The sequence below is a fragment of the Mesorhizobium sp. 01N446 genome (genome assembly GCF_056399285.1).
Map to the genome: position 1 here is coordinate 57,157 of NZ_JBFTRA010000001.1, position 26,653 is coordinate 83,809.

At 64.0% G+C, this 26,653-nt stretch carries 18 protein-coding genes; 8 read left to right on the forward strand and 10 right to left on the reverse strand.

What is annotated here, in order from left to right; all coding sequences use genetic code 11:
- Positions 1–9: 9 nt before the first annotated feature.
- From AC1DPX_RS00275 to AC1DPX_RS00305, 7 genes are all read right to left on the reverse strand, one after another.
- Positions 10–648, reverse strand: a complete 639-nt coding sequence (locus AC1DPX_RS00275) for a S24 family peptidase (protein WP_202356284.1) — start codon at positions 646–648, stop codon at positions 10–12.
- Between the two features lie 127 nt (positions 649–775).
- The gene (locus tag AC1DPX_RS00280; RefSeq protein WP_202356285.1) at positions 776–1,321 is read right to left on the reverse strand and encodes a thioesterase family protein; all 546 of its coding nucleotides are present in this window, start codon (positions 1,319–1,321) and stop codon (positions 776–778) included.
- 9 nt (positions 1,322–1,330) lie between these two features.
- Positions 1,331–3,550, reverse strand: coding sequence for a 3-hydroxyacyl-CoA dehydrogenase NAD-binding domain-containing protein (locus tag AC1DPX_RS00285; protein WP_477233806.1), 2,220 nt, complete (start codon positions 3,548–3,550; stop codon positions 1,331–1,333).
- Positions 3,551–3,563: 13 nt separating this feature from the next.
- Positions 3,564–4,772 (reverse strand): acetyl-CoA C-acetyltransferase, encoded by a 1,209-nt coding sequence (locus AC1DPX_RS00290; protein WP_477233808.1) that lies wholly within the window; start codon positions 4,770–4,772, stop codon positions 3,564–3,566.
- A gap of 33 nt (positions 4,773–4,805) precedes the next feature.
- The gene (locus AC1DPX_RS00295) at positions 4,806–5,975 is read right to left on the reverse strand and encodes an acyl-CoA dehydrogenase family protein (protein ID WP_477235706.1); all 1,170 of its coding nucleotides are present in this window, start codon (positions 5,973–5,975) and stop codon (positions 4,806–4,808) included.
- A 102-nt stretch (positions 5,976–6,077) separates the two neighbouring features.
- Positions 6,078–7,868 (reverse strand): acyl-CoA dehydrogenase, encoded by a 1,791-nt coding sequence (locus tag AC1DPX_RS00300; protein WP_202356288.1) that lies wholly within the window; start codon positions 7,866–7,868, stop codon positions 6,078–6,080.
- 280 nt (positions 7,869–8,148) lie between these two features.
- Entirely contained in the window at positions 8,149–8,607 is a 459-nt protein-coding gene (locus AC1DPX_RS00305) for a MerR family transcriptional regulator (RefSeq protein ID WP_202359559.1), read from the reverse strand.
- A 453-nt stretch (positions 8,608–9,060) separates the two neighbouring features.
- On the opposite strand from AC1DPX_RS00305, the gene AC1DPX_RS00310 reads away from it, so the two are divergent.
- The 4 genes from AC1DPX_RS00310 (at position 9,061) to AC1DPX_RS00325 (ending at position 16,494) form a co-directional block, all read left to right on the forward strand.
- Positions 9,061–13,155: a peptidoglycan-binding protein gene (locus AC1DPX_RS00310; RefSeq protein WP_477233810.1), complete on the forward strand. Its 4,095-nt coding sequence runs from the start codon at positions 9,061–9,063 to the stop codon at positions 13,153–13,155.
- Positions 13,156–13,348: 193 nt separating this feature from the next.
- Positions 13,349–14,272 carry a sulfite exporter TauE/SafE family protein gene (locus AC1DPX_RS00315; protein WP_202356290.1) on the forward strand — a complete coding sequence of 308 codons (924 nt, stop codon included), beginning with the start codon at positions 13,349–13,351 and terminating at the stop codon, positions 14,270–14,272.
- Positions 14,272–15,063 (forward strand): TIGR02186 family protein, encoded by a 792-nt coding sequence (locus tag AC1DPX_RS00320; RefSeq protein WP_202356291.1) that lies wholly within the window; start codon positions 14,272–14,274, stop codon positions 15,061–15,063. The genes AC1DPX_RS00315 and AC1DPX_RS00320 overlap by 1 nt, the downstream gene beginning before the upstream one ends.
- A 174-nt stretch (positions 15,064–15,237) precedes the next feature.
- Entirely contained in the window at positions 15,238–16,494 is a 1,257-nt protein-coding gene (locus AC1DPX_RS00325; RefSeq protein WP_477233812.1) for an Hsp70 family protein, read from the forward strand.
- A gap of 143 nt (positions 16,495–16,637) precedes the next feature.
- On the opposite strand, the gene AC1DPX_RS00330 is transcribed toward AC1DPX_RS00325, so the two are convergent.
- Positions 16,638–17,531: a LysR substrate-binding domain-containing protein gene (locus AC1DPX_RS00330; RefSeq protein ID WP_477233814.1), complete on the reverse strand. Its 894-nt coding sequence runs from the start codon at positions 17,529–17,531 to the stop codon at positions 16,638–16,640.
- A 278-nt stretch (positions 17,532–17,809) separates the two neighbouring features.
- Here AC1DPX_RS00330 and AC1DPX_RS00335 point away from each other — a divergent pair, with 278 nt between their 5' ends.
- The 4 genes from AC1DPX_RS00335 (at position 17,810) to AC1DPX_RS00350 (ending at position 23,296) form a co-directional block, all read left to right on the forward strand.
- Entirely contained in the window at positions 17,810–20,740 is a 2,931-nt protein-coding gene (locus AC1DPX_RS00335) for a molybdopterin oxidoreductase family protein (RefSeq protein WP_477233815.1), read from the forward strand.
- Positions 20,737–21,471, forward strand: a complete 735-nt coding sequence (locus AC1DPX_RS00340; protein WP_202356295.1) for a 4Fe-4S dicluster domain-containing protein — start codon at positions 20,737–20,739, stop codon at positions 21,469–21,471. The genes AC1DPX_RS00335 and AC1DPX_RS00340 overlap by 4 nt, the downstream gene beginning before the upstream one ends.
- Before the next feature lie 2 nt (positions 21,472–21,473).
- Entirely contained in the window at positions 21,474–22,403 is a 930-nt protein-coding gene (locus tag AC1DPX_RS00345; protein WP_477233817.1) for a dimethyl sulfoxide reductase anchor subunit family protein, read from the forward strand.
- A gap of 119 nt (positions 22,404–22,522) precedes the next feature.
- On the forward strand, positions 22,523–23,296 hold the full coding sequence (locus tag AC1DPX_RS00350; protein WP_202356297.1) for a tetratricopeptide repeat protein: 774 nt from the start codon (positions 22,523–22,525) through the stop codon (positions 23,294–23,296).
- A gap of 28 nt (positions 23,297–23,324) precedes the next feature.
- On the opposite strand, the gene pdeM is transcribed toward AC1DPX_RS00350, so the two are convergent.
- Positions 23,325–24,041 carry a ligase-associated DNA damage response endonuclease PdeM gene (gene pdeM, locus AC1DPX_RS00355; protein WP_202356298.1) on the reverse strand — a complete coding sequence of 239 codons (717 nt, stop codon included), beginning with the start codon at positions 24,039–24,041 and terminating at the stop codon, positions 23,325–23,327.
- Positions 24,038–26,572 (reverse strand): ligase-associated DNA damage response DEXH box helicase, encoded by a 2,535-nt coding sequence (locus tag AC1DPX_RS00360; protein WP_477233819.1) that lies wholly within the window; start codon positions 26,570–26,572, stop codon positions 24,038–24,040. The genes pdeM and AC1DPX_RS00360 overlap by 4 nt, the downstream gene beginning before the upstream one ends.
- Positions 26,573–26,653 lie beyond the last annotated feature (81 nt).

Genomic DNA, 26,653 nt, shown 5'->3' on the forward strand with positions numbered 1-26,653 from the left:
CAGCCCGACCTACTGGCTTGCCCAGACGATCCGCGCCACCCATTCGACCTCGCGCATGGGAATGTCGCGGTCAGGGTGATCGGGATTGAGCGAGACCAGCGCGATCGACTTGACGGTCTGGCGCTCGAGCACCTTGGCCATCACCTCGCCCGATGTGGTCTTGACGACGACGCGATCGCCCTTGCGGGTGATAGCGCCCGGCTCGACGATGAGCACATCGCCATTGCGGTAGAGCGGCAGCATGGAATCGCCTTGCACCTGCAGCGCATAGGAGCTCTCGGTCGATTGCGCCGGCAGTTCGACCAGATCCCAGCCCTGCCCGGCGGGAAAGCCGGCATCGTCAAAGAAGCCGCCGGCGCCGGCCTGGGCAAAGCCGAGAAGCGGCACGGATCTCCGGTAAGCGGGTGCCGTACCGATGCGGCCTTCGATCAGCCCGGTGAATTCGTCGAGCGAGGCACCCGTCGCCTCGATGATCTTGGCCAGTGATTCGGTCGAGGGCCAGCGCGGCCGGCCGTCCGAGGATAGGCGCTTGGACTTGTTGAAGGCAGTCGAATCGAGGCCCGCGCGCCTTGCCAGACCTGACGCCGAAAGCGAATAACGCTCGGCAAGAGCATCGATGGCGGCCCAGACGCGGTCGTGCGAGAGCATGTCGTGCTCTCCTTCGAGACAGGAAAAAATGCCTTTCCCTTCTAGTCTCTGCATCCCGGTTTGTCCACCGGACGTACTCTGACGGCACACCCTTCGTGAAGGCTGCGGGAATGATGATCTCCGCTGCTCAGCCGGCCCCTTTGGTCAGGCCGCGCAGCCCCTGATGCGACGTCATGAAAATCCGCTCGGCCTCGGTCGGCGGACGCGGATTCACCGAGCGACCAAGCGCGGCGACGACCTCGTCGATATCGAGGAAGCGGCGCGCCTTGCGATCGTAGACGCCGGCCGTCGTCAGGATCAAGGCGGCCGTCTCGCCATTGTCGAGGACGAAACGATGCTTGCCGATGACCTGGCTGCCTTCCCAGGTCTCGATCGAGGAGACCACTTCGAAGCGGCGCCATAGCCTGATCTCGCGCGCATAGACCGCCTGCAACCCGCCCATCATCGGCGCCCAGCCATTTTTGCGCGCCAGCGAGATCAGCCCGGCGCGGACGAACAGGTCGATGCGGCCGAGATCGGCCAGCATCATGTAGCGCGCATTGTTGAGATGGACGTTGAAATCGATGTCGGTCGGCAGGCAGCGAAAGGCCAGCCGGCTTTCACCGCCCATCAAATAGGGGCCACGGCTGCGCGCCGTGGCCAGCATGCGCGCCATGCGCGCCCAGACGTACATGGCCTTTCGTCAGGCGGCCTGCTTCACGTCGCCCTTGGCGTAGGGGTCGAAGCGCTGGTAGAAGGTTTCGCCCTTTTCGGCCATGTCGATGAGCAGCTTGGGCGCCTTGAATTCGGCGCCGTATTTCTTCTGCAGCCCCTTGGCGATCTTGACGAATTCCTTGGCGCCGATGCCGTCGATATAGGACAGCGCGCCGCCCGTATAAGGCGCGAAGCCGAAGGCCAGGATCGAGCCGACATCGGCCTCACGTGGATCGGTGACGATGCCTTCCTCCATCACGCGCGCCGCTTCCAGCGCGATGGTGACCAGCAGGCGCTGCTGCAGTTCCTCATAATCGACCTTCTCGGGCGCAAGCTGCGGGTAGAGGTCCTTCAGACCCGACCACAGCTTCTTCTTCGCGGGCTTGGCCGGATAATCGTAGAAACCCTTGCCGTTCTTGCGGCCGAAGCGGCCATGGTCGTCGACCATGGTGTTGATCAGCGCCATCTGCCTGGGGTCGACGGCCTTGTCGCCGAGATCCCTGATGGTCTGCTTCATGATCTTCTGGGCAAGGTCGATCGCCGTCTCGTCGGTCAGCGCCAGCGGGCCAACCGGCATGCCGGCGGCCTTCGCCGCATTCTCGATCATCGGAGCGGGTACGCCCTCGATCAGCATCTTGTAAGCTTCCGACATGTAGCGCAGCACGCAGCGGTTGACGTAGAAGCCGCGCGTGTCGTTGACGACGATCGGCGTCTTCTTGATGGCGCGGACGAAATCGATCGCGGTGGCCAGCGCCTTGTCGCCGGTCTTCTTGCCGAGGATGATCTCGACCAGCATCATCTTGTCGACCGGCGAGAAGAAGTGGATGCCGACGAAATTCTTCGGCCGGGCCGAATTCTTCGCCAGCGAGGTGATCGGAATGGTCGAGGTGTTCGACGCGAAGATCGCGGACGACTTCAGCACGGCCTCCGCCTGTTCGGTGGCTGCCTTCTTGACGGCCGAATCCTCGAACACCGCCTCGACCACGAGGTCGCAGCCGGCAAGGTCGGCATAGTCGGCTGTCGGCGTGATCAGCGACAGGAGCTTGTCCTTCTCCTCCGGCTTGGCGCGGCCCTTCTTGACCTGATCCGAGACCAGGCTGTCCGAATGCGCCTTGCCCTTTTCGGCCGACTCCATGTCGCGGTCGAGCAGCACCACGGGAATACCGGCCTTTGCCGTCACATAGGCAATGCCGGCGCCCATGAAGCCGGCGCCGAGAATGCCGATCTTCTTGAATTTGGTTTCCGGCACGCCGGCCGGGCGGCGGGCACCCTTGTTCAGTTCCTGCAGCGACACGAACAGCGAGCGGATCATCGCCGCCGCTTCCTTGGTCCGCATGATCTCGGTGAAATAGCGCTGTTCGATCCTGAGCGCGGTGTCGAACGGCACGAGCAGGCCTTCATAGACGCATTTCAGGATGGCGGCGGCCGCTGGATAATTGCCATAGGTCTCGCGACGCAGGATGGCGATGGCCGGCGGCCAGAGATTGGCGCCCGCGGCCGAGTAGACCGGGCCGCCGGGCAGCTTGAAGCCCTTCTCGTCCCAGGGCTGGACGGCTTTCAGGCCGTTCCTGATCATGGCCTTTGCCGTCTCGACCAATTTGGCCGGCTCGGCGATCTCGTGGATCAGGCCCATGGCCTTCGCCTTCTGCGGCGACAGATTCTGGCCGGAGGTCAGCATCTGCAGCGCCTGCTGCTGATCGGTCAGCCGCGGCACGCGCTGGGTGCCGCCAGCGCCGGGGAAGATGCCGACCTTGACTTCCGGCAAGGCCATTTTGACCTTGTCTGAATCCGCGGCGACGCGACCGTGGCAGGCCAGCGACAATTCGAAGGCGCCGCCCATGCAGGTGCCGTTGATCGCCGATACCCAGGGCTTGCCTGACGTTTCGAGCTTGCGCCACAGGCCGCCCATGCGGCCGGCATTGTCGAACAGCAGTTTTGCCGCCTTCTCCGGATCCTTGGTCTTTTCCTTGGCGAACACGGCAAGCATCTTCTGCAGCATGGTGAGATCAGCGCCGCCGGAGAAGCTGTCCTTGCCCGAGGTGATCACCGCACCCTTGATGCCGGCGTCGGCCACCACCTGGTCGATGATCTTGTCGAGTTCGCCCATCACCTCCTCGGTGAACACGTTCATCGAGCGATCCGGCATGTTCCAGGTGACGAGCGCAATGCCGTCGGCGTCGGTGTCGAGGGTGAAATTGGTGTAGTTCATTGTTCTCTCCCCGTCAGACGCGTTCGATGATCGTTGCGGTGCCCATGCCGGCGCCGATGCACAGCGTCACCAGAGCGGTGTTGAGGTCGCGGCGCTCGAGTTCGTCCAGCACCGTGCCGAAGATCATCGCGCCGGTAGCGCCGAGCGGATGGCCCATGGCGATGGCGCCGCCATTGACGTTGATCTTGTCGTGCGGGATCTCGAAAGCCTGCATGTAGCGCAGCACCACCGAGGCAAAGGCCTCGTTGAGCTCGAACAGGTCGATGTCCGACAGCTTCATCTTGGCGCGCTTCAGCAGCTTCTCGGTAACGTCGACCGGGCCGGTCAGCATCAGCACCGGCTCGGAGCCGATATTGGCGAAGGTGCGGATGCGGGCGCGAGGCTTAAGCCCCATCGCCTTGCCGGCCTTCTTCGAGCCGAGCAGCACGGCCGCCGCGCCGTCGACGATGCCCGACGAATTGCCGGCGTGATGGACGTGGTTGACCTCTTCCACCTCGGGGTGCTTCTGCACCGCGACCGCGTCGAAGCCGCCCATTTCGCCGGGCATGACGAAGGACGGGTTGAGCGAAGCCAGCGACTGCATGTCGGTCGAAGGCCGCATGTGCTCGTCATGATCGAGGATGGTCAGGCCGTTCTGATCCTTGATCGGAATGACCGAATTCTTGAAGCGGCCGTCGGCCCAGGATTTGGCGGCGCGCTTCTGGCTCTCGACCGCATAGGCGTCGACGTCGTCCCTGCTGAAGCCGTATTTGGTGGCGATCAGGTCGGCCGAGATGCCTTGCGGCACGAACCAGCCGGGCAGGCCGACCGAAGGGTCCATGAACCAAGCGCCGCCGGACATGCCCATGCCGACGCGCGACATGGATTCGACGCCACCGGCGATGACGATCTCGTCGGCGCCCTGTGCGATCTTGGCGGCGCCGAAATTGATGGCGTCGAGACCCGAGGCGCAGAAGCGCGAGATCTGCATGCCGGGCGCCTTGGTGTCGTAGCCTGCCTCGAAAGCGGCGGCGCGCGGAATGACCGAACCCGCCTCGCCGACGGGATCGACGCAGCCGAAGATGATGTCGTCGACGGTGCCGGTGTCCAGCCCGTTGCGGTCGCGCAGCGCTTCCAGCGTCTTGGCGGCGAGCCGCACCGCCGGCACCTCGTGCAGCGATCCGTCCTTCTTGCCCTTGCCGCGCGGCGTGCGCACGGCGTCATAGACATAAGCCTCAGCCATTTTCGTGCTCCTTGGGTTTGCCGGTCGCCGCTCTCAGAGCGAGCGTCCGATCAGCAATTTCATGATCTCGTTGGTGCCGCCGTAGATTCGCTGGACGCGGGCGTCGCGGAACATGCGGGCGATCGGATATTCATTCATGTAGCCATAGCCGCCATGCAATTGAAGGCATTCGTCGACGACTTTGCCCTGCAGGTCGGAGAGCCAGTATTTCGCCATCGAGGCCGTCACCGGATCGAGCCCGCCATTGATGTGGCGGGTGACGCAATCATTGTAGAAGACACGGCCGATGGTCGCCTCGGTCTTGAGTTCGGCCAGCTTGAACTGGGTGTTCTGGAAGTCGATGATCGCCTTGCCGAAGGCCTTGCGTTCCTTGACGTAATCGATGGTCAACGCCAGCGCCCGCTCGATCATGGCGATGGCGCCGGTGCCGATCTGCAGCCGCTCCTGCGGCAATTGCTGCATCAGCTGGATGAAGCCCTGGCCTTCCTCGTGGCCGAGCAAATTGGAGGTCGGCACGCGCACGTCGTTGAAGAACAGTTCGGACGTGTCGTTGGCCTTGAGCCCGATCTTGTCGAGGTTGCGGCCGCGCTCAAAACCCTCGACCTCGTCGGTCTCGACGACGATCAGCGAGGTGCCCTTGGCGCCCTTTTCCGGATCGGTCTTGGTAACGACGATGATGAAGTTGGCGAGCTGGCCGTTGGTGATGAAGGTCTTGGAGCCATTGATCTTGTACTGGTTGCCGTCCTTCTGCGCCCGCGTCTTGACGCCTTGCAGGTCGGAGCCGGCACCCGGCTCGGTCATGGCGATGGCGCCGATCAGTTCGCCGGTGGCGAGCTTGGGCAGCCACTTCTTCTTCTGCTCTTCAGAACCGTAGTGAAGGACGTAAGGCGCGACGATCGAATTGTGCAGGCCGATGCCGAAACCGTCGACACCGACATGGCCGATCGCCTCGATGATGGCGCTCTCATGCGCGAAGGTGCCGCCGGAACCGCCATATTCCTCCGGCATCGAGGCGCAGAGCAGACCGGCAGCACCCGCCTTCAGCCAGCTCTCGCGATCGACCATCTCGTTCTTCTCGAACTCGTCGTAGCGCGGTGCGATCTCCTCCGACATGAAGCGGGTCGCCATGTCGTAGAGCATGCCGACCTCGTCCGCCGCCCAGGCGGGTTTGGGGAGGCCAAGGATTTCGGCGGGGTTGGTCATGTGGATATGATACTCCTCCCAGAGCGCATCGTCGGAGTTGAGGCCAACGCACGTCACGCTGGCCTCAACCGACCCTCCCCTCGATGGGGAGGGCAACCATCTTTAGAACGCTTCGGCGGGCAGGGCCATCAGCGTGTCCGCGCCACTCGAAATGCGGGCGAGGTGGGCCGAGGTCTCCGGCATGATCCGCTCCATGAAGAAGCGCGCCGTCACCACCTTGTTGTCGTAGAAAGACTGCGAGCCGTTGGCGCCGGTCTTGCCCTGCGCCGCCTTGGCCATCTGCGCCCACATGTAGCCCAGCGCGACAAGGCCGAAGAGATGCATGTAGTCGGTCGAGGCCGCACCGGCGTTGTCTGGTTTGGCCATGCCGTTCTGCACCAGCCACATGGTCGCCGCCTGCAAGTCATTCAGGCCCTTCTTCAACCCCTTGGTGAAGGACGCCATCTTCTCGTCGGCGCGGTTCTCCTCGCAGAATTCGCCGACTTCCTTGAAGAAGGCCTGGATGGCGCGGCCGCCATTCAGGCCGAGCTTGCGGCCGACGAGGTCGAGCGCCTGGATGCCGTTGGCGCCTTCATAGATCATGGCGATGCGGGCATCGCGCACGAACTGGCTCATGCCGTGCTCTTCGATGTAGCCGTGACCGCCGAACACCTGCTGGGCCATGACGGCGTGATCAAAACCCTTGTCGGTGAGCACGCCCTTGACCACGGGCGTCATCAGCCCGGTGTAGTCGTCGGCGGCCTGGCGATCCTTGTCGTCGGCGGAGCGATGGGCGATGTCGGACTTGATCGCCGTCCACAGCGCCAGCGCGCGGCCGGCCTCGTTGAAGGCCTTCATGGTCATCAGCGAGCGGCGGATATCGGGATGGACGATGATCGGGTCGGCCTTCTTGTCTGGCGCCTTGGCGCCCGAGAGCGAACGGCCCTGCAAGCGGTCCTTGGCGTAGGCGACGGCGTTCTGGTAGGCGATCTCCGACAGCGACAGGCCTTGCAGGCCGACGCCGAGACGCGCCTCGTTCATCATCGTGAACATCGCCTTGAGGCCGCCATTCTCCTCGCCGAGCAGCATGCCTTCGGCCTCGTCATAATTCATGACGCAGGTCGAATTGCCGTGGATGCCCATCTTCTCCTCGATCGAACCGCAGGAGAGCGTGTTGCGCTCGCCCGGATTGCCCGATGCGTCGAGCTTGAGCTTCGGCACGATGAACAGCGAGATGCCCTTGACGCCTTCCGGCGCGCCCTCGATGCGGGCCAGCACGAGATGGACGATGTTGTCCGACATGTCGTGCTCGCCGGCCGAGATGAAGATCTTCTGGCCTGAGATCTTGTAGGTGCCGTTGCCGTTCGGCACTGCCTTGGTGCGCAGCAGGCCGAGATCGGTGCCGCAATGCGGCTCGGTCAGGTTCATGGTGCCGGTCCAGGAACCCTCGACCATCTTCGGCAGCCATTTTGCCTTCTGTTCGTCGGTGCCGTGGGTGATGATCGCAGCGATCGCGCCCTGGGTCAGGCCAGGATACATCATCAGCGACATGTTGGCCGAGACCATGTATTCGGCGACGGCGGTGTGCACGGCATAGGGCAGGCCCTGGCCGCCGAACTCAACCGGTGCGGCCAGCCCCATCCAGCCGCCTTCGCGATATTGGTCGAAAGCCTCCTTGAAGCCTTTGGGCGTCGTCACCGAGCCGTCGTCGTGACGCACGCAGCCTTCCATGTCGCCGACACGGTTGAGCGGATGCATGACGTTTTCGGCGAGCTTGGCGCCTTCGGCCAGGATCGCCTCCAGCACATCGGGCGTGGCGTCGGCAAATCCGGGAAGGTTCGAGTAGCGCTGATAGCCCAGCACCTCGTTGAGTACGAACAGCGTATCCTGGACCGGAGCCCTGTATGTCGGCATGCTTTTTCTCCACCCTGCGAACCTGGTCTCGAAAGCCCCCGAATTCATGTCAGGGCAGCGTACGGACCCGTGTTGAAGCCGGGATAGCAAAAATTGACGTTTGCGTAAACGTCAATTTTTTCGCTGCGACAAGATTTCCGGCCCAACTCCTGCTTGGTGACGCTAGCGGCGCAACGTCATGCGGACCAGCACCGAGGGACCATCAGGCAGGTGCAGGCAACAAAAAAGCCGCACGGCAGAGCCACGCGGCTTTTGATCGTCAGAAATTCGGCAGACTTGCCTAGCTCGCGACGCTCGCCTGCGCCGTGCGTTCGGTCAGCATCTGGCGCACCGCCGACATCGAGCCCGAGAGCTCGTTGATGGCATCGTCGATCAGGGCTCGCTGCTTCTGCAGGCGGGCAAGCTGCTTCTCCGACTTGTCCAGCGCCAGCCGCAGCTGCTTGGTGTTGGAGCCGGTCGGATCGTAGAGATCCATCATCTGCTTGACGTCGCGCAGCGAGAACCCGACCTTGCGGCCGAGCAGGATCAGCTTCAGCCGGGCCTTGTCACGGCGCGTGTAGAGACGGGTGGAACCGTCGCGCTGCGGGTTGAGCAGGCCCTTGTCTTCGTAGAAACGCAGCGTGCGCAGCGTCACACCGTATTTCTTGGCCATTTCGCCGATGCGGGCGAGGTCCTCACCGGCTTCGACAGATACATTATTGGTATTGGCCGCGGTCTCGCCGGCCGAGATAAGCTTCATGGTCACTGGCTTTCCCCGTCTGGTGGCGTCGCGGTCCTGGACCATGCGTCGCCTGACTGGAAGCGGGGGCGTGCTTCCGGCCGTGGTTTCGACAAACAAAATCGCAAACAGCACACTCAAATGCGCCTTTTACGTTTACGTCAATTCTATACCGATAGCCGCCTCATGACGCAAGGGGCGTTCTGTGAAGGTGCTTTATGCCGCACCGTGGCGGCGACAGCGAACTTCCTTCCAACTTCTTAAGCTTGGTTAACGCGTTGTTTACCACGTTGGGGGAAATGTGGGCGCGTCGGCTACCCGTGTTTATCCTGTATCGAATTTTTCACGGTTTTTCGGAGCGCGGGTGAAAACCCGGGAGGCTTGCCTTCCACCGTGAAAGCGCGGTCGCCTTCGTTCCGGCAGGGACTTGGGGAGCTGGTCGCAAGCCGGCCAATCTGAAAGACGGACGCACCGATGAACAGCAAGCGGTCCTATCTCGATACACTCAACGCCGGCAGGCAGCGCAGGCCGCAGACCACGCTCGAGCAGTTGAACCGCTCGCTGGAGACGCTGGAACAGCGGCTGGGGCAGTCCCGTGAGGAGGTGACGGCACGTCCGGCTCCGCGCCAATACGGTGCCGACCCGCGCTATCCAGCCACCGACCCGCGCTATCCAGCCACCGAGCCGCGCTATCCCGCCGTCGACCCGCGTTATCCCGCCGCCCAGCCAGCCGGCCAGCAGCGCTGGTATGAGGATCCGAGGCCGGCGGCACGCCCGCAGAACCCGGCGCCGGCGCCCAGCTTCGACCAGAACTACCAGGCCATCGCCCGTGACATCGACCGCGTGCGCGGCCAGGAAGACAGCGTCGCCATGGTCGGCAAGATCGCCGGCGAATTGCGCGGCATGCGCGAGGAACTGCGCCACCAGATGACATCGGGCCTGCAGCGCGAATTCGATGCGCTGCGCAAGGATATCGACCGCGCCTTCCAGGCCAACGCCAGGCCCGGCGCGGCAGGCAAGGGCAGCGCCGAACTCGGTGTCGAATTCGAACGGCTTTCCGGCGCCATCAAGTCGCTGTCGGAAAAGAGCGACGACAGAAGCGTCAACATGCTGCGGCTGGAGCTCGAGCAGGTGAAGGCCGCGCTTGACACGCTGGCGCGCGAGGAAAGCGTGCAGAAGGTCGACCGCCGCTGGGACGATTTCGACCGCCGCTGGTCGGCTTTCGAGGATCGTGTCGACGCCGATCACCGCAAACGTTCCGACGATCCCGCCCTTGCGGGCCTGACCGATCGGCTGGAGCAGATCAGCAACGCCGTCAACAATCTGCCGGAATCGCTGTCGCTGCGCTCGCTGGAGGAAAAGGTCCGCACGCTGGCCGGCGCCGTCGAGCATTTCGCGGGCCAGCAGGACAATCGCGGTGGCGACACGCTTGCCATGATCGACGAGCGGCTGGACGAGATTTCGCGCGCCATCGTCGCCTCGACCGTGGCGGCACAGGCCAATACCGTCGACCACGAAGCCTTCGACCGTATCGAGAAGCGCATCGACTCGCTCGCCCGGCAGATCGAGGAAGTGGCGCAGGATCGCCCCGGCAACGCGGTCATGGATCGCCTGAGCACGCTGTCGAGCCGGGTTGATGAACTCGCTGGCCGCGCCAATTTGCCCGAACAGGCGATGGAACGGCTGGCCAAGCAGATCACCCTTATCGCCGACAAGATCGACCAGGCGCCGGCCATGCCCGACGCCGACTACATCTTCCACGGGCTCGAGCAGCGCTTCGACGTGCTGTCCAGCATGATGGAACGCCGCCAGGGCGACGCCATTGAACAGGGCAACATGCTGTTTCGCGATCTCGAGCGCCGTCTCGACGAGGTTGCCGACCGGCTCGACCAGCGCCTCGTGCCGCAGATCGACAGCGCCGGCATCATGGAAGCCATCGACGCCCGCTTCACCGCACTTGCCACGCGCATGGAGACACGCGCCGCCGATCCTGCAGGCGAAGCGGCAATCCGCGGACTGGAAAGCCGGCTCGAGGACATTTCCAGCCGGCTCGACGCATCGGCGGCCCAGGTGGCCGGCATTGATCCGGCGCTGATCCGCAGCCTGGAGGCGCAGGTCGCCGGCCTGTCCGCCCATCTTTCCAAGCCCAGCACGCCGCTGCCGGAATTCGAGGATATCAGCCCGCGCCTCGACGAGATCGAGAAGGCGCTGGCCGGCACCCGCGATTCCATCCTCGGCGCGGCACGCGACGCGGCCGAGAACGCGGTGCGTTCGCTGGCCGGGTCGGACGCCAACGCGTCGGCTGTTTCCGGTCTCGCGCAGGACCTCAAGACTCTGGAGACGCTGACGCGGCGTTCCGACGAGCGCAATTCGAGAACCTTCGAAGCCATCCACGACACGCTGCTCAAGATCGTCGACAGGCTGGGTTCGCTGGAGACCAGCGACCCGTCCGAAGCGGTGAGCGAGCTTCTGGACACGCATCAGGACGAGGCCTTCGGCAAGCGCCGCGCGCGGACCGCCAAGATGGCTGTCGCGGCGCCGTCCCTGGATATTGACGAGCCGATGCCGCTGACCGGCGACATGGCCGATCTCGACGGCCGCGCCGCCGCCATAATGCGCAACGAACAGGGCGTACGCAGCGACCTGGGCACGCGCTCGCCGGCGGAAGCCGCCGCTGCCGCAGCGATGGCCGCCCTCGGGTCCGACACCATCGCCGAGAAGGATCAGCCGGCAGGCCGCAAATCGATGTTCGGCGGGCTGGCCCGCGCCTTCAAGGGCAAGAAAGCCACTGATGTTCCGCCGCTGGCCGGCTCGGCGCCGAGCAGCGACATTCCGACGGTCGATCTCGACGAGCCGCTCGATCCGAAGGTGGCCAACCGCCCGCTGGAGCCCGGCTCCGGCGCGCCCGACCTCAATGCCATCATGAAGCGCGTGCGCGACGAACGCGGTCAGCCGGCAAAGCCCGGCGAAGGCGATGCCGCGAAATCGGATTTCATCGCAGCCGCGCGGCGCGCGGCGCAGGCCGCCGCCGCCGAGGCCGACGCCTTGAAGCGCCAGTCGACGGTGAAAGGGCCGGTAAAGGCGCTCCGGATCGGCGACCTGCTCAAGGCGCGGCGCAAGCCGATCCTGATGGCGGCGGCAGCGATCATGCTGGCGCTTGCCGGCCTGCAACTCGGCAAGGCGTTCCTCTCGGATCCCGCCCAGGTGGCCAGCAACGACGCCGCACCGATCGTCGCCGCACAGCCGGTGCAGACGGCATCCGTCGACACGGCGAGTCAGCCGAAGATGGAAGCCCAGCCGGCGGCGACAGACAGCGCGCCGGCCCGTGCTGTCAGGCAGGCCGAGCAATCCGCTCCCCCGGTGAAGGACGACATGGTGGCGCAGACCGCCCTGGCGATGCCGTCGGACACGGACGCAATGGCGAATACGGCGCCGGTCGCGGAGCCTGCTGCTTCCACTGCCGCTTCCGGCCCGACCTCTGCCGCTTCAGACGCAATGGCTTCGGCCGCTCCGGCGCCGGCTGCGCCCATTGCCACGACTCCGATGGATGCGACGGCTTCAGAGCCGGCCGCTGTCGCCGGCGGTGCGCAAGCGACGACCACCGATACCCAGCCGGCAGCGGCTGCTCCAACGGCGGCCAACGACGGTATCGCCAAGGACACCACCGGCGCAGTAGCACCGGCAGGTGCCACCGCGACGGCAGCCGCGGCCAAGTTCGACATTCCGGCCGATGCCGGCCCGGCCGCGCTGCGCGATGCCGCCGCTGGTGGCGACGCCAAGGCGCTGTTCGAGATCGGCTCGCGCTACGCCGAATCGCGCGGCGTCAAGGAAGACATGGCGGCAGCCGCCAAATGGTACGAGAAATCGGCGGAACTCGGTTTCGCGCCGGCCGAATACCGCATCGGCAATTTCTATGAGAAGGGCATCGGCGTCGGCCGCGACATCAAGAAGTCGAAGACCTGGTACCAACTCGCCGCCGAACAGGGCAATGCCAGCGCCATGCACAATCTGGCCGTGCTGTTCGCCATGGCCGCCGATGGCGTGACCGACAATGAATCGGCCGCGCGCTGGTTCCAGGAGGCCGCCGACCTCGGCGTCAAGGACAGCCAGTTCAATCTCGGCATCCTCGCCGCCAAGGGCGTCGGCATGAAGCAGAACCTGGAGGAGTCCTACAAATGGTTCGCGCTCGTCGCCAAGACTGGCGACAAGGACGCCGCCGCCAAGCGCGACGAGATCGCTAATGCGCTACGGCCCGAGCAGCTCGAGCGGGCGCGCGCGGCGACCGAACTGTGGAAGGCCAAGCCGCTCAACGCGGCGAGCAATTCGGCCGACATTCCCGAATCCTGGCAGGAAGGCACGCCGCAGACGACCGCCGGCATCGACATGAAGAAGGCGGTCAAGAACATCCAGCTCATCCTCAACAAGAATGGCTATGACGCCGGCGGCGCCGACGGCGTCATGGGCGACAAGACCAAGAACGCGATCATCGCTTTCCAGACCGACAACAAGCTGCCGGCGACCGGCGCCGTCGATGAAAAACTGGTCAGAGCGCTGCTGGCGCGCAAATAACAAGAAGAAGCGTCGTTTCCACGACGCTGTTGCCACACATTTGCCTGTTAACTGATTGAGATATTTTTTGTTTCGGCGCGGCGACGGGGTTTGACCCCGCCGCCGCGTCGGCGCAAGGAAAAATTGGCTTTTCGGTGCGAGACTGCCGAGAATGGCTGTATTCGCCGACAGGCAAACTGATCGAGACTGACGGGTGGGCATCTATCTCCCGATTGCGGAAATTTCCGTCAACGTCTTCGTGCTGCTGGCCATGGGCGCGGCGGTGGGCTTCCTGTCGGGCATGTTCGGCGTTGGCGGCGGCTTCCTCATCACCCCGCTTCTGATCTTCTACAACATCCCCCCGGCGATCGCGGTCGCCACCGGCGCCAACCAGGTCATCGCCTCTTCCGTCTCCGGCGTGCTGTCGCACATGAAGCGGGGCACACTCGACTTCAAGCTCGGCGGCGTGCTCCTGGCCGGCGGCATCATCGGCTCCACCGCCGGCATCTACGTCTTTGCCTTCCTGCGCCGGCTCGGTCAGCTCGACCTGTTCATCTCGCTGCTTTATGTCGTGCTGCTCGGCACGGTCGGCGGGCTGATGCTGGTCGAAAGCATCAATGCGCTGCGCGCCACACGCAGCGGCGCCGCCCCGGTGCTGAAGAAATCCGGCCAGCACAACTGGATCCACCGGCTGCCGCTGAAGATGCGCTTCAGGGCGTCGAAACTGTTCGTCAGCGTCATCCCGGTGCTGGGCCTTGGCGCCGGCATCGGCTTCCTGTCGTCGATCATGGGCGTCGGCGGCGGCTTCATCATGGTGCCGGCGCTGATCTATCTGCTGAAGGTGCCGACCAATGTCGTTATCGGCACCTCGCTGTTCCAGATCATCTTCACCTCCGCCTACACCACGCTGGTTCACGCCACCACCAACCAGACCGTCGATGTCGTGCTGGCCTTCCTGCTGATGGCAGGTGGGGTGGCCGGCGCGCAATATGGCGCCAAGGCCGGCCAGAGGCTGCGCGGCGAGCAGCTCAGGGCGCTGCTGGCCTTGCTGGTGCTGGCCGTGGCGATCCGGCTCGCCATCGATCTCTTCGTCACCCCGCCCAATCTCTATTCGCTGTCCAGCGTGGGCCTCAACTGATGGCGGGCCCGAAAGCATTCGCAGCCGCCATCCTCCTGTCACTGCTTGCGGCCACCGCGCCGGCGAAGGCACAGACGCCACTGACGGAAGGCATCCAGATCGGTCTCTCCACCGACAACGTCTCGATCACCGCCGGTTTTTCCGGCGCCGACCTGACCATCTTCGGTTCGCTGGAAAATCCCGACCCGCTGGTTGCCCGCCAGGGCCGCTACGACGTCATCGTCGTGCTCGAAGGGCCACCCAAGCCGGTCGTGGTGCGGCGCAAGGACCGGGTGCTCGGCGTGTGGGTCAATCTGGATTCCGAAACCTTCGAGAACGTGCCCGTGTCCTATTCGGTGGCGACGACGCGGCCGCTGCAGGACATCACCGAACCCAACAGCTACAAGCAACTGTCGCTCGGCGCCTCCAACCTCTACATGCAGCCCGCCGACGCCGGCGACAGCCCGGCGACGATCGAGGAATTCACCGCTGCATTGCGTGAGCGCAAGGGCGCGGCTGGCCTCTACAGCGAGAATGTCGGCGGCGTGCAGTTCCTGTCGCAGAACCTGTTCCGCGCCACTGTCAGGCTGGCGCCGAACGTGCCGGTTGGCACCCACAAGGCCCGCGCGTTCCTGTTCAAGAGCGGCCTGTTCATCAAGGAGAGCTCGGCCCAACTCGAAATCCGCAAGTCCGGCTTCGAACAGTCGATCTTCCGCGTCGCCCACGACTACTCCTTCCTCTATGGCGTCTTCGCCATATCGCTGGCCATGCTGACGGGCTGGCTCGGCAGGCTGATCTTCCGCAAGGACTGAGACGTCCAAAGGGGGTTTCCCTTTCCCGCGCCATGCTATAGACCGCACCTCCCCGCCCAACGGGCAAGCACGCACAATTCAATTCGGCAGAGCGGTCCGGTCGCCCGGAACCACAGCGCACGCTTCTCCCGCGAGCGCCGATCCGTTGTCTGCCGCCAATGACAGGAGGCTGCTTTGCGACCAGCATTCGCCGGTATCGATTTCGGCACTTCGAACTCCACGGTCGGCGTGGTCCGCAATGGGCAGCCCCACCTCGTCGCGCTTGAAGGCGGCCAGGTCACGCTGCCCAGCGCAGTGTTCTTCAATTTCGAGGACGGCCGCATCTGTTTTGGCCGCCAGGCCATCGCCAACTACACCGACAGCGTCGAGGGCCGGCTGATGCGCTCGCTGAAGAGCGTGCTGGGCAGCTCGCTGGCGCATGAGAAGACGCGCATAAAGGCGCGCTCGATCGGCTTCATGGAAATCATCGGCCTGTTCCTCGGGCATCTCAGGAAGAAGCTCGAAGAGGACGGCGGCGATCTGGTCGAGACCGTGGTGCTCGGCCGTCCGGTGCAGTTCGTCGATGACGACCCGCAAGCCGACGCGAACGCGCAGAACGACCTGGAAAAGGCGGCGCACGCCCAGGGCTTCAAGCACATTGCCTTCCAGTTCGAGCCGATTGCCGCGGCGCTCGATTATGAGCAGAGGGTGACGCGCGAGGAACTGGCGCTTATCATCGACATGGGCGGCGGCACGTCCGACTTTTCGGTCGTGCGCGTCTCACCGGAGCGCGCCCGATCCCTCGACCGAAAGGACGATATCCTGGCCAGCCGGGGTGTTCACATCGGCGGTACGGATTTCGACCGGCTGCTCAGCATCGCCCATGTCATGCCGCAGCTCGGCTATTTGACCCCGACCAAGGACGGCAAGCGCAATCTGCCGGCCAGCTACTTCATCGATCTCGCGACATGGCAGCGCATCAACCTGGTCTACACCGCCAAGGCGATGACGCATCTGCGCCAGATCCGCTACGAGGCCGCGCGCGCCGACCTGGTCGACCGCTTCATCCACATCGTCGAGCATCGTTACGGGCATGCGCTGGCGGCATTGGTCGAAAAAGCCAAGATCGAGCTTACCGACCAATCATCGGCCGAAGTCGCGGTGAGCCTATCGGACGTGGCGTTCGCCGCCGCGATCACGCGCGACGGGCTGGACGCCACCATCGCCAGGGACATCGAGCGGGTCACCTCAACGGTGGCTGACACCATCCGCGACGCCGTGGTCAAGCCGTCCGACATCACGGCGGTGTTCCTGACCGGCGGCTCGACCGCGATCCCGCTGGCAAGACGGGAAATCCTGTCGCTGGTGCCGCAGGCTTCCGTCATCGACGGCGACATGTTCGGCTCGGTCGGGCTTGGCCTGGCGCTGGACGCCCAGCGCAAGTTCGGCTGACCGGTCCGTTGATATTCAGGTGATGCCGGCCTGCAAATGGCCGTTTCCTGTGCTTCCGGTACTCGCGTACCCGAACGTACGCTCCGTTCCGGTTCTCGGAACCAACCATTTTCGGCACGGCCTGACCTGGATCTCAGCGAACCTCACCCGTGGTCTGCTGACGCGCCGAGATGCGCCTTGAGCGCCATCTGGGCCAGGCTTGCCTGGCGATCGCGATGCGTGATCATGGCGAAGTCGCGCTTGGGCAATTCGATCGGCACGGAGCGCAGGCTGCCTTCGGCGACGGCGCGTCCGACGACGAGTTCCGAAATGATGGTGGCGCCGGCGCCCGCCTCGACCGCCTGGCGAACCGCCTCGTTGCTGGGCAGCACCAGGAACACCTGCAAATCGGCAAGCGAAATCCCCTCGCGCCGCGCCAGATCCTCCAGCACCTCGCGCGTGCCCGAACCGCCCTCGCGGATGATCCACCGCAGGCCCTTGATGTCGGGACGGCCCGGTGCGGTTTCGACGATCTCGGGATGTGACGCGGCAACCACCAGCATCAGCCGGTCGGTGTCGACCTTGGCGCGACGCAATATGTCGGACTCGGTGCGCCCCTCGACCAGGCCGAGATCGGCGGTTCCATCCAGTACGCTGGCCTCGACCTGCCTTGTGTTGCCGATGCTGACGCTCAGCCGCACCGCGGGGTAGGCTTCGTGGAAGGACGCCAGCCGGCGCGGCAGCCAGTAGCTGGCGATGGTCAGGCTGGCGGCGATGGAGAGGCTGCCGGCGACCGTCTGCGAGACATGTTCCAGCACATTGCGCGCGGCAGCGGCCCGCTCCAGAACGGCCTTTGCCTCCGGCAGGAACCGGTGGCCGGTCTGGGCAAGCTCGATGTTGCGACCGACGCGGTTGAACAGATGGACGCCGTGCTGCTCTTCAAGCGCACGGATGGCGGCCGACGCGGCCGACTGTGAAATGCCCAGAAGCTCCGCCGCCTTGGTCATGTGGCCGCGCTCGGCGACGGCGACGAAAATGCGCAACTGATCCAGGGTCATAGGCCCATTAAGAACCAATATCGATCGAATTTACAAGAACAACTGATTAGACGGATCGATAGCTTCATTCTACATTTTCGCGCGAAGTTAGAAAAAATTCGCCAGCGGATGGCAGAGACTAAAATGATCGGGCGGTTCAAGTCCCTTCTCGCGCATTGGACCCGCGGCATCCGCAGACGGCTGGCCGGCGATCGCTACCACCCGGAAGAGCATTACATGCGCGGCCCCGGGCCGAAGACGCGAGCCAAAGCGGCCGGCCGCGCGGGCACATCCGGATCATGACGCATCCACCGCCGCGCGGCGCGAATTCGGCACCATCGCAACGCCCGCTTGCCGACACGCGCGCACCCGACGAAGGCGACGGCGTCGACACCTCGCCAAGCGTTTCGGACAGCATCGCCAAGACCACCTGCTATATGTGCGCCTGCCGCTGCGGCATCGACGTGCACATCAAGGACGGCAAGGTCCGCTACATCAACGGCAACAAGGACCATCCGGTCAATCGCGGCGTGATCTGCGGCAAGGGCAGTTCCGGCATCATGCAGCACTACAGCCCGGCAAGGCTTAAGAAGCCGCTGCTGCGCAGCGGGCCGCGCGGCTCAGGCGAGTTCCGCGAGATCGAGTGGGAAGAAGCTTTTTCGATCGCGAAGGAGCGGCTCTCCGCGATCCGCCTCACCGATCCGAAGAAGCTTGCCTTCTTTACCGGACGCGACCAGTCGCAATCACTGACCGGTTGGTGGGCGAGCCAGTTCGGCACGCCGAACTTCGCCGCCCATGGCGGCTTCTGTTCGGTCAACATGGCGGCCGGCGGGCTCTATTCGATCGGCGGCTCGTTCTGGGAGTTCGGCGAGCCCGACTGGGACAACACACGATATTTCATGCTGTTCGGCGTCGCCGAGGACCATGATTCCAATCCGATCAAGATCGGGCTGGGCAAGCTCAAGGCGCGCGGGGCCAAGGTGGTGTCGATCAATCCGTGCCGCACCGGCTACAATGCGATTGCCGACGACTGGATCGGCATCCGGCCAGGCACTGACGGCCTGTTCGTGTTCGCGCTCATCCATGAACTGCTGAAAGCCGGCCGCGTCGATCTCGACTATCTGCTGCGCTACACCAACGCCCATGTCCTCGTCGTGCAGGAGCCGGGCGCCTCCGACGACGGGCTGTTCGTCAGGGATGCCGACGGCAATCCGCTGGCCTGGGACAGAGTGGCGAAAACCGCAATCAAGGCAACCGACCCGGAGGCAAAGCCGGCGCTGACCGGCAGCTTCGAAGTCGGAGGCAGCCGCTGCACACCGGTGTTCCAATTAATCGCCGACCGCTACCTCGATGGCAGCTATGCGCCGGATGCGGTGGCGGAGCGCTGCGGCATTCCAGCCGATACGATCCGCCGGATCGCCGCCGAACTGGCCCATGTCGCCTTCGAACAGACGATCGAACTGCCGATCGCATGGACAGACTGGGCCGGACGCCGGCACGAGACGATCAGGGGCCGGCCGATCTCAATGCATGCCATGCGCGGTATATCAGCCCATTCAAACGGTTTTCACACCTGTCGCGCCATCCACCTGCTGCAGGTGCTTCTGGGCACTGTGGATGTTCCCGGGGGCTTCCGCTTCAAGCCGCCCTACCCCCGATCGGCGCCGCCGGGGCCGAAGCCCGCCGGCAAGACGGTCAAACCGATGACGCCGCTGGACGGCATGCCGCTCGGCTTCGTCTGCGGGCCTGACGACCTGCTGGTCGATGAAGACGGCACGCCGACCCGCATCGACAAGGCCTATTCATGGGACGCGCCGTTGGCCGCGCACGGCCTGATGCACACCGTCATCCGCAATGCCTGGGCCGGCGATCCCTACAAGATCGACACGCTGATGATGTACATGTCGAACATGGCCTGGAATTCCTCGATGAACACCGTCGAGACCGTGGCCATGCTGACCGACCATGATGAGGCGGGCGACTACAAGATCCCCTTCATCATCTATTCCGACGCCTACTATTCCGAGACGGTGCCGTTCGCCGACCTCGTGCTGCCCGACACCACCTATCTCGAGCGGCATGACTGCATCAGCCTGCTCGACCGGCCGATCAGCCATGCCGACGGGCCGGGTGATGCCATCCGCCATCCCGTCGTCGAGCCGGACCGCGACGTCAGGCCATTCCAGTCGGTGCTGATCGAACTGGGGGCGCGGCTTGGCCTGCCCTGCTTCGTCAACGAGGACGGATCGGCCAGATATGCCGACTATGCTGACTACATCGTCAATCACGAGCGCACACCGGGCATCGGCCCGCTGGCCGGCTGGCGCGGCAAGGATGGGACGTCGATCGGCAAGGGCGAGGCCAATCCGGACCAGTTGCAGCGCTACATCGACAATGGCGGCTTCTGGCATCACGACTTCGCCGACGACCAGCGCTACTACAAGATGGCCAACCGCTCCTATCTCGATTTCGCGGTGCAGATGGGTTTCATCCCGAAGGCGGAGCCGATCATCTTCCAGCTCTATTCCGAGCCGTTGCAACGCTTTCGGCTTGCCGCGCGTGGCCATGGACGCGTGCTGCCGCCGGAGGCCGAGCGTCAGCGCATCGAGACTTATATGGACCCGCTGCCGTTCTGGTACATGCCCTTCGAGGAAGCGGCGGTCGACCTCGAAAGATATCCACTGCACGCGCTGACGCAGCGGCCGATGCACATGTATCATTCCTGGGGTTCGCAGAATGCGTGGCTGCGGCAGATCACCAGCCAGAACCGGCTGTTCGTGCATCACCGCACCGCCGCCGGCCTCGGTCTCGCCGACGACGACTGGGTGTGGATCGAAAGCATCAATGGCCGGGTGAAGGGGCAGATCAAGCTGGTCGACGGGGTGAACGAAAGCACGGTCTGGACCTGGAACGCGATCGGCAAGAGGCGCGGCAGTTGGGGGCTGAAGGACGATGCCGCCGAGAGCAATCGCGGCTTCCTGCTCAACCACATCATCGGCGACCAGACCTCGGCCGACGCGCAGGGCAAACGCTATTCAAACTCCGATCCGGTCACCGGCCAGGCGGCATGGTTCGACCTGCGCGTACGCATCGTCAAATGCGAGGCGGAGGAAGCCGGCTTCACCGAGCCGCAATTCGAGCGTTTCCACCAGCCGCCGCATTTCGGGCCCTCGCCCGACAAGCTGAGCTTCGGCGCCGAATTCCGTCGGGCAAGAGAGGCCGCGGAATGACCTGCCTGCCAAGCCAAAGCGGCAAGAAACTCGGTCTTGTCATCGACCTCGACACCTGCGTCGGCTGCCAGGCCTGTGTTACCGCCTGCAAGGAATGGAACACCGGCGGCCACATGGCGCCGCTGACCGACATCGACCCCTATGGCGGCCATGTCGACGGCGTCTGGTTCAACCGCGTGCACAGCTATGAGCACACCACCGAGCTGGGCGGGCGCACGGTCAACTTTCCGCGCTCCTGCCTGCATTGCGAAACACCGGCCTGCGTCACCGTCTGCCCGACCGGCGCCTCCTACAAGCGAGCCTCGGACGGCATCGTGCTGATAGACGAGGACAAATGCATCGGCTGCAAATTGTGCAGCTGGGCCTGCCCCTATGGCGCGCGCGAATTCGACACCGATGTCGGCGTGATGAAGAAATGCACGCTCTGCGTCGACCGCATCTACAACGACAATCTGGCCGAGGAAGACCGCGTGCCGGCCTGCGTCGCCGCCTGCCCGACCAGTGCCCGGCATTTCGGCGATCTCGGCGATCCGCTGTCCGCCGTCTCGCAGCTGGTGGCGGAGCGCGGCGGTGTCGACCTGATGCCGGAACTCGGCTATCAGCCGACCAACAAGTACCTGCCGCCGCGCGCCCATACGCAGCGCGCCGCATCGGTGCCCGCGAAGGCGCTGGAGCCGGTGCGGGCCGAAGGCGGATTCCTCGGCTGGGTCGACCGCATGCTTTCGAACTGACCATGCATCCAGCCTTTTCCGTCGTCTTCTTCACCACCGCCACCGGGGCCGGCTACGGCCTGCTGGCGCTGCTTGGCGCGCTCGGCGGGTTGCAGATCATCCCCGCCGACTTTTGGCTGGGCCTCGTCGGCCTGGGCCTGGCGCTCGGCCTGATCGCGGCGGGACTGTTGTCCTCGACCGGCCATCTCGGCAGGCCGGAGCGCGCCTGGCGGGCGTTCTCGCAATGGCGCAGTTCGTGGCTGTCGCGCGAAGGCGTGTCGTCGGTCGTCACCTTCATCCCGACGGGACTCTTCGGCATCGGCTGGGTGTTCTTTGGCCGCACGGATAGCTGGGTGGCCATTGCCGGACTGCTGGCCGCCATTGGTGCGATCGTCACCGTCTGCACAACAGGGATGATCTATGCCTCGCTGAAGCCGATTGCCCAGTGGCACAGCCGCTATACTTTGCCCGGCTATCTCATCTTCTCGGCGATGAGCGGCGGCGTGCTTCTGAACGCGCTGCTGCAGGGTTTCGCGCGCGGCTCGACGATCCTGCTTGTGGCAGCGATATTGCTGACCTTGCTCGGCTGGGCCTGGAAGCTGGCGACCTGGCGCCACAACGATAGGCTTGAAATCCCCACCAACGCGAACACCGCCACCGGGCTCGCCGGCGGCACGGTGCGCTCGCTGGAATGGCCGCATACCGAGGAAAATTACCTGCTCAAGGAAATGGGTTTTCGCATCGCCCGCAAGCACAGCGCGAAGCTGCGGCGGATCACGCAGGCGCTCGCTTTCGCGGCGCCAATCGCCCTGCTCATCCTGGTCTTCGTGGCGCCATGGCCTTTGGCGATAGGAGCATCCGTGCTGGCGGCGATCGTGCAATTCGGCGGCATTCTGGTAGAGCGCTGGCTGTTCTTCTCCGAGGCGAAGCACACGGTCACGCTATATTACTGACGATAAGCACCTGAAATTACCTTCAGCCAAGTTTCTGGACGGCCGTACGATCCAATATTACGGTGCGGGGCGAACTTAGTGCCCTAGCATGTTTCTGCTCTCACTGGTCGATCAAGGCGATGAACCTCACTGCTAAGTACCTTCCGACTTGTCTCGCACGAGCATTTTTCGTTGCCTGTATATTTATCTGCCAGCCTCAGGTTTTGATGGCGGGCGCGCTCGATGCCGAAGCTGCCTTTCAGGCGAAGAATTATACGGAAGCGTACAAAGAATGGATGGCTCTTGCGCAAAAGGGCGATGCTGCCGCGCAATTTAATGTCGGATTTCTGTATTCTAGCGGACTTGGTGTTCCATTGGATTATTCCAAGGCTGCCGAGTGGTGGGACAAGGCGGCGGATCAGAACATGGCAGTAGCTGAGTTGAAACTTGGACTTTTATATTCCTGGGGTAAGGGCGTTCAACTGGATGATACCAAAGCGGCGGAGCTATGGCGCAGGGCGGCGATGCAAGGTTTGTCAGAAGCTCAGCAATATCTTGGATATGTGTATTCCGTCGGGAAGGGAGTGCCCCAAAGTGGGGCGGACGCGACTCTTTGGTTAACCAGAGCAGCGGAGCAGGGTAACGTCGACGCGCAAATTAATCTCGGCGCCGCTTATCTGACCGGCGAAATTGTGGATAAAAACCCCAAGCTGGCCTTTCATTGGTACGAAAAGGCTGCGCAACTGAACAATGGCAAGGCCCAATTCAACGTGGGATTGATGTATCTCAAAGGCGTTGGAGTTGAGCAGAATGCAGACGTTGCGGTCCAATGGCTGAAACGCTCGGCAGCCCAGGGATACCGTGGCGCGGAAGAAGCTCTTGATCGCATCCAAGCTGCGCTTAAGAAGACTTGAGTTCCCACCCAAGACCCGGCGACTATCCTCAGCCCGGCCGCAGCATCGAGCGGGAGATGGCGAAGATGCGGTCGGCGCCAAGCATATAGGCCATCAGCGACTCCAGCCGGAACAGCCCGGTATAGGCGCGGTCGAGCACGTTGAGCGAACCGGTATAGGCGCCGAAGGCCGGCATGATCATGCGGCCTCCATCGCCGGCAAAGCAGCGCCGCCGCACCGAACGGCCACGCTGGACGATGCGCGCGCAGGGATGAAGATGGCCCGCGATCTCGCCCTCGACGCGCACTTTCGATGGCTCATGCCGGAACAGCAGTGAGCCGATGGCGAGTTCCCGCACCGTTTCGCCGGGCAGATCCGCCGGCGCTTCCGGATCATGATTGCCGGCGACCCAGAACCAGTCGCGGCCCGCCATCAGCGCTTCCAGCCGCTCGCGAAAACTCGCATGCATGCGCTCGGCGCCGCCGCCATCGTGAAAGGAGTCGCCCAGGCTGATGACGATCGACGGCTGGTAGTCCGATATGACCGCCTGCAGCCTGAGCAAGGTCGCGCCGGTGTCATAAGGCGGGATCAGCGTGCCGCGCCTTGCCAGCGACGAGCCTTTTTCCAGATGCAGGTCGGAGACCGCCAAAAGCCTGAGTTCCGGGAAAAAGAGCACGCCGCGCGGATCGCAGACCGCGCGCTCGCCAGCGATGCCGATCATGTCGGCCTCGGCAACCAGCGATGCTCGTGTCAGCGAGAAATTCATTCCTCTACCATTCCCGGCCCCATGGCCTCCTCGACGAGTGTCGCCGCATCCATCAGCAGTGTTTCATCGGCTTCGCCATTCACCGGCATCTTGCCGATCTCCAGCATGATCGGCACGGCTAACGGCGAAATCTGCTCGAGATTCTTATGCATGATTCGACCCCGGACGCGCGAGAGCATGTCGGCAAGTCTGCTGACATCGAGCAGACCGGCCGCCGCATCGGCACGCGTCGCCTGCAGCAGGATATGGTCAGGCTCATGGCTGCGCAGCACGTCGTAGATCAGGTCGGTCGACACGGTGACCTGGCGGCCGCTTTTCTCCTGGCCCGGATGGCGTTTCTCGATCAGTCCCGAAATCAGCGCGCAATTGCGGAAGGTCCGCTTGAGAAGCCAGCTGTCGGCCAGCCAGGCTTCGAGGTCGTCGCCCAGCATGTCCTCGTCGAACAGCGCGCCGAGCGACGGCTTCCGGGCTTTGAACATCGCGCCCATATCGCCCAGCGACCATATGGCCAAGGCATAGTCGGTGGCGACAAAGCCGAGCGGCCTGGCGCCCGCTCTGTCGAGACGGCGGGTGAGCAGCATGCCCAGCGTCTGGTGCGCCAGCCTGCCTTCGAAGGGATAGGCGACCAGATAATAGCGGTTGCCGCGTGGAAAGGTCTCGATCAGCAGATCATCGCGCTTCGGCAATACCGATTTCTCGGCCTGGTATCGCAGCCAGTCAGCCACCTGCTCCGGCAGCTTCTTCCAGCGCTGCGGATCGTCCAGCATCATGCGAACCTGCTCGGCAAGGTAGGTCGAAAGCGGGAACTTGCCGCCGCCATAGTAGGGCACCTTGGCGTCGCTGCCGGGCGCATTCGACACGAAGCATTCATTCTCGCGAATGCCTTCGAAGCGCAGCACCTTGCCGGCGAACATGAAGGTGTCGCCATGGGTGAGCGTTTCGAGGAAGGCCTCCTCGATCTTGCCGAGAACGGCGCCGCCACGCGAAGCGGCGCCCTTGCTGCCAGCTTTGACGTAACGCACGTTGAGCGCCGGCACTTCGATGATGGTGCCGACATTCAGCCTGTATTGCTGGGCAATGCGCGGATTGGAGACGCGCCACAGTCCGTCCTTGTTCAAGCGGATGCGGGCGTAGCGCTCGTAATTCTTCAGCGCATAACCGCCGGTGGCGACGAAATCGATGACGCGGTCGAAGGTCGGCCGATCGAGGCTGGCATAGGGTGCCGCCGTTCGCACTTCCTCGAATAGATCATCGGCGCGGAACGGTGCGCCGCAGGCACAGCCGAGCACATGTTGCGCCAGCACATCGAGACCGCCATTGACCAGCGGCGGCGTGTCCTGCGCACCGAGATAGTTGGCGTCGAGCGCTGCCCGGCACTCCAGCACTTCGAAGCGATTGGCCGGGATAAGGATCGCCTTGGACGGCTCGTCCATGCGGTGATTGGCGCGGCCGATGCGCTGCGCCAGCCGGCTGGCGCCTTTCGGTGCGCCTACATGGACCACCAGGTCGACATCGCCCCAGTCAATGCCGAGGTCGAGCGTTGAGGTGGCGACGATGGCACGCAGAGCATTCTCACCCATCGCCTTTTCCACTCGGCGACGCTGACCGACATCCAGCGAGCCATGATGCAAGGCGATCGGCAAGGTGTCCTCGTTGACCCGCCACAATTCCTGGAACAACAGCTCCGCCTGGCTGCGGGTGTTGACGAACAGCAGGGTCGTCTTGTGGCGCTTGATCTCGCGATAGATCTCCGGCGTGGCGTAGCGCGCCGAATGTCCTGCCCAGGGGACGCGCTCCTCGGAATCGAGGATGGAAATATCAGGCTTCGCGCCGCCGGTGACGACGATCAATTCGGACATGTCGCCGGGTGGGTTCTGGCTGACCAGCCAGCGCCGCAACTCGTCCGGTTCGGCCACCGTCGCCGACAGGCCGATTGTCTGCAGGTCGGGGACAAAACTGCGCAGCCGCGCCAGACCGAGCGCCAAGAGATGGCCGCGTTTCGAGGTCACCAGCGAATGCAGCTCATCAAGCACGACATAGCGCAGATCCTCGAAGAAGCGTCTGGCATCGCCGGCCGCGATCAGCAGGGCGAGCTGCTCCGGCGTGGTGAGCAGGATGTCGGGCGGCGCCAGCTTCTGTCGCTGGCGCTTATGGGAAGGCGTGTCGCCGGTGCGTGTCTCGATGCTGATCGGCAACCCGATCTCTTCGACCGGCTTGCCGAGATTGCGCTCGATGTCGACGGCCAGCGCCTTGAGCGGCGAGATGTAGAGCGTATGGATGCCGCGATGCGCCTGGCCGGGCTTGCGCCTCGGCCTCACCGCCAGTTCGGTCAGCGATGGCAGGAAACCGGCCAGAGTCTTGCCGGCCCCGGTCGGGGCGATCAGCAGCACCGATTGGCCGCTTTGAGCCTTCGCCAGCAATTCGATCTGATGGGCGCGCGGCGACCAGCCTTTCTCGCCGAACCATCTGATGAATGGTTCGGGCAGGGCCATGGTGGCATTCTGCTCGGCAAGGCGCGGCTCAACTGTCACGCGCCAGAGGTAGCGCGGTCACAGGCAATCGCCAAGGAGAATCGGAACAAAAGGGGATCGCAGCGTTCCCCGCCCCGTTTA

Bases quoted from the DNA above. Each gene is read 5' to 3' on its own strand.
- AC1DPX_RS00350 (WP_202356297.1), top strand. From the start codon at position 22,523: ATGAACCTCACTGCTAAGTACCTTCCGACTTGTCTCGCACGAGCATTT.
- pdeM (WP_202356298.1), bottom strand. From the start codon at position 24,041: ATGAATTTCTCGCTGACACGAGCATCGCTGGTTGCCGAGGCCGACATG.
- AC1DPX_RS00275 (WP_202356284.1), bottom strand. From the start codon at position 648: ATGCTCTCGCACGACCGCGTCTGGGCCGCCATCGATGCTCTTGCCGAG.
- AC1DPX_RS00285 (WP_477233806.1), bottom strand. From the start codon at position 3,550: ATGAACTACACCAATTTCACCCTCGACACCGACGCCGACGGCATTGCG.
- AC1DPX_RS00345 (WP_477233817.1), top strand. From the start codon at position 21,474: ATGCATCCAGCCTTTTCCGTCGTCTTCTTCACCACCGCCACCGGGGCC.
- AC1DPX_RS00330 (WP_477233814.1), bottom strand. From the start codon at position 17,531: ATGACCCTGGATCAGTTGCGCATTTTCGTCGCCGTCGCCGAGCGCGGC.
- AC1DPX_RS00295 (WP_477235706.1), bottom strand. From the start codon at position 5,975: ATGACCAACCCCGCCGAAATCCTTGGCCTCCCCAAACCCGCCTGGGCG.
- AC1DPX_RS00305 (WP_202359559.1), bottom strand. From the start codon at position 8,607: ATGAAGCTTATCTCGGCCGGCGAGACCGCGGCCAATACCAATAATGTA.
- AC1DPX_RS00290 (WP_477233808.1), bottom strand. From the start codon at position 4,772: ATGGCTGAGGCTTATGTCTATGACGCCGTGCGCACGCCGCGCGGCAAG.
- AC1DPX_RS00340 (WP_202356295.1), top strand. From the start codon at position 20,737: ATGACCTGCCTGCCAAGCCAAAGCGGCAAGAAACTCGGTCTTGTCATC.
- AC1DPX_RS00300 (WP_202356288.1), bottom strand. From the start codon at position 7,868: ATGCCGACATACAGGGCTCCGGTCCAGGATACGCTGTTCGTACTCAAC.
- AC1DPX_RS00335 (WP_477233815.1), top strand. From the start codon at position 17,810: ATGACGCATCCACCGCCGCGCGGCGCGAATTCGGCACCATCGCAACGC.
- AC1DPX_RS00320 (WP_202356291.1), top strand. From the start codon at position 14,272: ATGGCGGGCCCGAAAGCATTCGCAGCCGCCATCCTCCTGTCACTGCTT.
- AC1DPX_RS00280 (WP_202356285.1), bottom strand. From the start codon at position 1,321: ATGTACGTCTGGGCGCGCATGGCGCGCATGCTGGCCACGGCGCGCAGC.
- AC1DPX_RS00310 (WP_477233810.1), top strand. From the start codon at position 9,061: ATGAACAGCAAGCGGTCCTATCTCGATACACTCAACGCCGGCAGGCAG.